This window comes from Gordonibacter sp. (genome assembly GCF_036667095.1).
Classification (GTDB): domain Bacteria; phylum Actinomycetota; class Coriobacteriia; order Coriobacteriales; family Eggerthellaceae; genus Gordonibacter.
The window spans coordinates 1,015-5,489 of the sequence record NZ_JAVWUP010000166.1 but is presented as its reverse complement, the minus strand read 5'-3'; the positions used below and the strand labels follow the sequence as shown (position 1 = coordinate 5,489).

The window sequence follows — 4,475 nt, the reverse complement described above, 5'->3', positions numbered from 1 at the left end:
AGGACATGAAGACGACTATATTCACATCGCAGTACTCAATCGATGAGATGAAGGTGCAGCTTTCTAAGCGCGGAGAGAAGGAGTCGGCAGAAGCTATCGTCTCGCGAATCGCCGAAACCTGCCGAGTCTTTCATTTGACGGGCCCCGACCTTCGCCGACCTTACGGAGATTATGGGGCGAACATGCTACGCGGGACCACGCGGGACGTCACAGCTCCCCACCCCAGAACAAAGCGCGGATACGTTGTATAACGCGGCACGAGGCTTCGCTGATGCAGGCGATTAAATCAGAACCTTGGAAACGAACCGCGCATCATGGCGTAGCCCAGCCCGCCCGTTGCCGCAGGGTCCACAAAACCCTGCGGCAACCTCTAGCAATAGAAAGAAGGATGCCGTGATTGATCTTCAAGAAAAGACGCACTCTGTCGACGCCTTCACCGCCAAGGCCCTTGCAGACAAGTGCCAGGAGAACGGCTGGCTTCGCCGCGGCGGATACGATTGGCAAGATGACCCCTATCTCGAAGACTATCCCTATGCCTTTTCCCGCATCGAGGATATGGGAGTTTTACATCGAGTTCTCAGTGGTGGCAACTGGGCTATACGGCAGGGTTTCCTTTATGAGGACCTTGCCTTCATACAGCAGGTAAATGGCGGCGATGAGTGGTGGACGCTAAAGAAGAGCGGAAACGATTGGATCGCTTTTGAAAGTTGCTCGTTCGAGCACACTTCCGAGAACTACCTCGAGTTCGCAACCGTAATCGAGTCAATGCATGAATCAAGCGTCGAGGATTGCGAAACTCTGAGCTATATGAAGAGCTCGGACGTGCTCAGCATACCGCCTAAAAGCTGGCAGGCAGAAGGGCTTCCGGAAGGTTGGACGTGGGTCGAATACCACGATGGCTCGGGTCATCTGAAGACCCCCGACGACAAGCGGATCTGCGCGTTCGACCTGCAGACAAGAGAGTTCGACGACCCCTATGGGCGATATAGGCTGAATGAAGGCTATACGTTCTCTCAAGCTGAGCAGGATATCGCCACCATCCTCAAGAAAGACCCCTTCTTTCATGCGCCATCGCTTATGGCGAAAGCCCAAGGCGTGCGCACGTCGGCTGAAAAGCTGGCATATCCCAGCCATGCGACACGCGAACCAGAAGCACCTCGCAAGTAACTATGGTGAGACATTTGTCTCAGCAACACGTCGATAGCAACTGAGACAGATTGTCCCAGTAGATACGGAGGGCAACATGCCAAGCGATTTCGGAGACGAATCGGGAGAGAAGTTCTGCGATTGGCTGATGAAGATCGGCCAGGATGCAGGCCAAGATGCCATGCACGCCGCAGCGAGGAAGCTCTCTATCGCGCTCAAGAAGACCAAGGGGGATACGGCACCCGAATACGTAGAGAAGGTCGAATGGGCGCGGCTCAACATGGTCGAGCTTGAAACGATCGAGGGCTACGACTCCATCAAGCAGATCCTGCAAAAGGCGCTCACCGAAGCGGATATCGACCATAGCTTCATGACTGACAAGCAGACAGGCCATGAATCCTTGCTGTTCAGGGTCGAGGATGCGGGCAAGGTCGACCGCGTCTTCGATGAGCTGATCGGAGATGTAGAAACCTCCCTTCGGCGAGCTGACGCAGAACTGTCCAAGGGCGATGAGCCGGATAAAGCCAAAGCGAAGGAGACGAGCCGAGACGATGAGCCCCTAGATGCGCGCGCCACGCGCGTTCGCGAGTCGGCCAAGGCGCTCGAGGGCAGCCATGATCGCAGCCGCGAGCGCGCAAGCGAACGCGAGGATAAGTTCGCCGAGGTAAGGGCAAAATAGGATGAAGCTCAGAAAAGATCGGCTCATCATCACGCTCGTTCTGTCCGCCATCGCGTTTCTGCTCGCAGACGCCTATGTGGCATGCCTGCTCACCTATCCGCAGCCCACGCTTGCCCACATAAATGAAGCTCTTCTTGCGACGCCGGGCTTTCTGGCTTCGGGGGGTTTCGAGTTCTGCCTATTGCCGTCATCGCTCTGCGCGGGCCTCGTGGCCGCGTGCGGCATCTGGATGGTGTGGGCCTATTCCCTTTCACGCGAGGGCAACTACCGGCAAGGCGAAGAGCACGGCAGCGCCCGCTGGGGCACCATCAAGCAAGGCAGGAAGTTCATGGACGCGGCACATCCGGACAACAACGTCATCTTCACCAAGCATCTCGGCATGGCGCTATCCCGGAAGAAGTTCGACATCGACTACGAGCGCAACAAGAGCGTGCTCGTGATCGGCGGCAGCGGCTCGGGTAAGAGCCGGTTCTACGTCCTGCCCAACCTCATGCAGTGCAACGCCTCGTTTTTCACCACCGACCCGAAAGGGACGATGCTGCCAGACACGGGCTGGATGCTGGAAGATGCGGGCTATCGGGTCTTAAGCTTCAACACCATCGACTTCGGCAAGTCGAAGCACTTCAACCCGCTTGCCTATGTCCGCACCCAGTCCCAGGTGCTCATGTTCGTCGACTGCCTCATCAAGAACACCACCCCGAAAGGAGAGAGCACCTCTGACCCCTTCTGGGAGAAATCCGAGCGCATGCTCTACATGGCGCTCATCGGGTATCTGGTGTTCCACTGCCCCAAGAAAGACTGCAACATACCGGGGCTCATGACGCTTCTGAGCCTAGCCGAGGCCAAAGAAGAAGACGAGGGCTATATGAGCCCGCTCGACTTGCTGTTCACCGAGATAGAGACCGGTATGGCCTACAAGCGCACAGGCGGGCCGGTTGCCGGGTTCGACGAGAACGTCCGCGGGTTTGCGAACACCTCAGATAACGGGTATGCCTGGGTTTCGGTTGGCGAGGCCGTATCGCCGGAGAAGGACTTCGCCCTGTACAACTACAAGGCGTTCAAAAGCGGGGCCGCGAAGACGCTCAAGTCCATCATCATCAGCTGCAACGCGCGCCTTGCCCCATTCTCGTTCGACGAGATGCGCGAGCTTCTGTCCTATGACGAGATGCATCTTGACACGCTTGGCGATCCGGGGCAGAAGACCGCCATATTCGCCATCATGAAGGACACCGCAGACACGTTCTCGTTCCTGTTCGCCATCATGATGTGGCAGGCCATGAACGAGCTATGCGACAAGGCCCTGCTGGCCTACGGCGGCGAGCTGCCCACGCCAGTGCATTTCATCTTCGACGAGTTCGCCAACCTCGGGCACCTGCCCGACGTAGAGAAGATGGTGGCAGTCGTTAGAAGCCGCAACATGTCGCTTTCGATCATCTTGCAGTCCCTTGCCCAGCTGAAAAAGGAATACCAAGACGATGCGCAGACCATCATCGACTGCTGCGACACGACGCTCTTCCTTGGCGGCAAGTCCAACGAGACCAACAAGGAGATAGCGGACATGATCGGCAAGGAGACGGTGGCGACGCTCAACTACAACGAATCCCGCGGGGCGCAGTCTTCCACGACGAGGAATTACGGACATTCCGAACGCGGCCTGATGCAAGCAGCGGAGGTGGGAAAGCTGCCCCGAAGCAAGGCCATCGTCCTCATCGCCGGAACAGACCCCCTCGTCGACGACAAGTACGAGCCCGAGAAGCACAAGCGCTTCAAGCACGTCGGCAGGCCCTATAGGCCCAAGGGAGAAGCCGAGACGGAGGTGGTGGATATGCACTGAGACAAACTGTCCCAGCGGCGACCTCAACGGCGGCGGCCATGCCATGCAGGCACCATAGCCACGCGAGAGCTTCCACACAAACGCACGGGACCGCCACCGCCAATGTAAAGGAGCAAAGCTCCACGTCGGATTCTACCACGCAACTCCCGGCAGCTACTTCCACTTCAAGCTGTCAACAGATGTAAAGGAGAACAAGCTCATGCTTGCAAACATCATCAGCCTGGTCTCGGGCTGCGTCACCTTCCTTGGCGGCTTTCTGGTCGTCTGGGGTGCGGTATCTTTGGGCCTTGCCATCCGCGAGCAGCAAGGCGGCTCCCAGATAGCTAGCGCCATCTCGACCATCGCGGGCGGTGCCATCATCATCGCCGCCGCAGTGTACTTCGGCATGCTCGACACGTCCTGGCTTCCGGCTTAAGGGAAACGACCTATGCTGAGCGTATCAGTGCACAAGGACATCGGAGAGTACGCCGAGAAGGTGGTGGGCAAGCTCTCGTTTCGCACGCTTGCCTGCGTCGTGGGAGGGCTTGCAAGCGCGGTCGCTGCCGCGGCGTTCACCTACTTCGTACTCGGCATCGACGTATCGAATGCCACGCTTCCCGTCATGGTGGCCTCCATGCCGTTTTGGCTCGCCGGGTTCTGGCGGCCGTCAGGCATGAAGCTAGAGCAGTTCATGCCCCTGTGGTTCCAGCACACCTTCAGCGACGACAGGATCCTGCACGCATCTTCCATCGACAAGGTAGCGCCACCCCTGCGCGAAGCCCTTGCGCAGAAACAAGACCGCAAGCATGCGCGCAAAGCCAAGAGGAAGGGGGCCGA

Annotated in this window: 5 protein-coding genes; all 5 read left to right on the top strand. The window is 58.0% G+C overall.

Going from position 1 to position 4,475, the window contains the following annotated elements:
• The first annotated feature begins 393 nt into the window (after positions 1-393).
• Positions 394-1,167, top strand: coding sequence for a hypothetical protein (locus RR842_RS11515; RefSeq protein ID WP_332729811.1), 774 nt, complete (start codon positions 394-396; stop codon positions 1,165-1,167).
• Positions 1,168-1,243: 76 nt separating this feature from the next.
• On the top strand, positions 1,244-1,825 hold the full coding sequence (locus RR842_RS11510) for a hypothetical protein (RefSeq protein WP_332729810.1): 582 nt from the start codon (positions 1,244-1,246) through the stop codon (positions 1,823-1,825).
• Between the two features lies 1 nt (position 1,826).
• Entirely contained in the window at positions 1,827-3,659 is a 1,833-nt protein-coding gene (locus RR842_RS11505) for a type IV secretory system conjugative DNA transfer family protein (protein ID WP_332729809.1), read from the top strand.
• A 199-nt stretch (positions 3,660-3,858) separates the two neighbouring features.
• Complete coding sequence (locus RR842_RS11500) at positions 3,859-4,074, top strand: hypothetical protein (protein ID WP_079535874.1); 216 nt, start codon at positions 3,859-3,861, stop codon at positions 4,072-4,074.
• A gap of 12 nt (positions 4,075-4,086) precedes the next feature.
• On the top strand, positions 4,087-4,475 hold a 389-nt coding region (locus RR842_RS11495; protein WP_332729808.1), incomplete at its 3' end, for a PrgI family protein.

Coding starts and splice junctions, on each gene's coding strand:
- RR842_RS11510 (WP_332729810.1), top strand. CDS start 1,244: ATGCCAAGCGATTTCGGAGACGAATCGGGAGAGAAGTTCTGCGATTGG.
- RR842_RS11505 (WP_332729809.1), top strand. CDS start 1,827: ATGAAGCTCAGAAAAGATCGGCTCATCATCACGCTCGTTCTGTCCGCC.
- RR842_RS11500 (WP_079535874.1), top strand. CDS start 3,859: ATGCTTGCAAACATCATCAGCCTGGTCTCGGGCTGCGTCACCTTCCTT.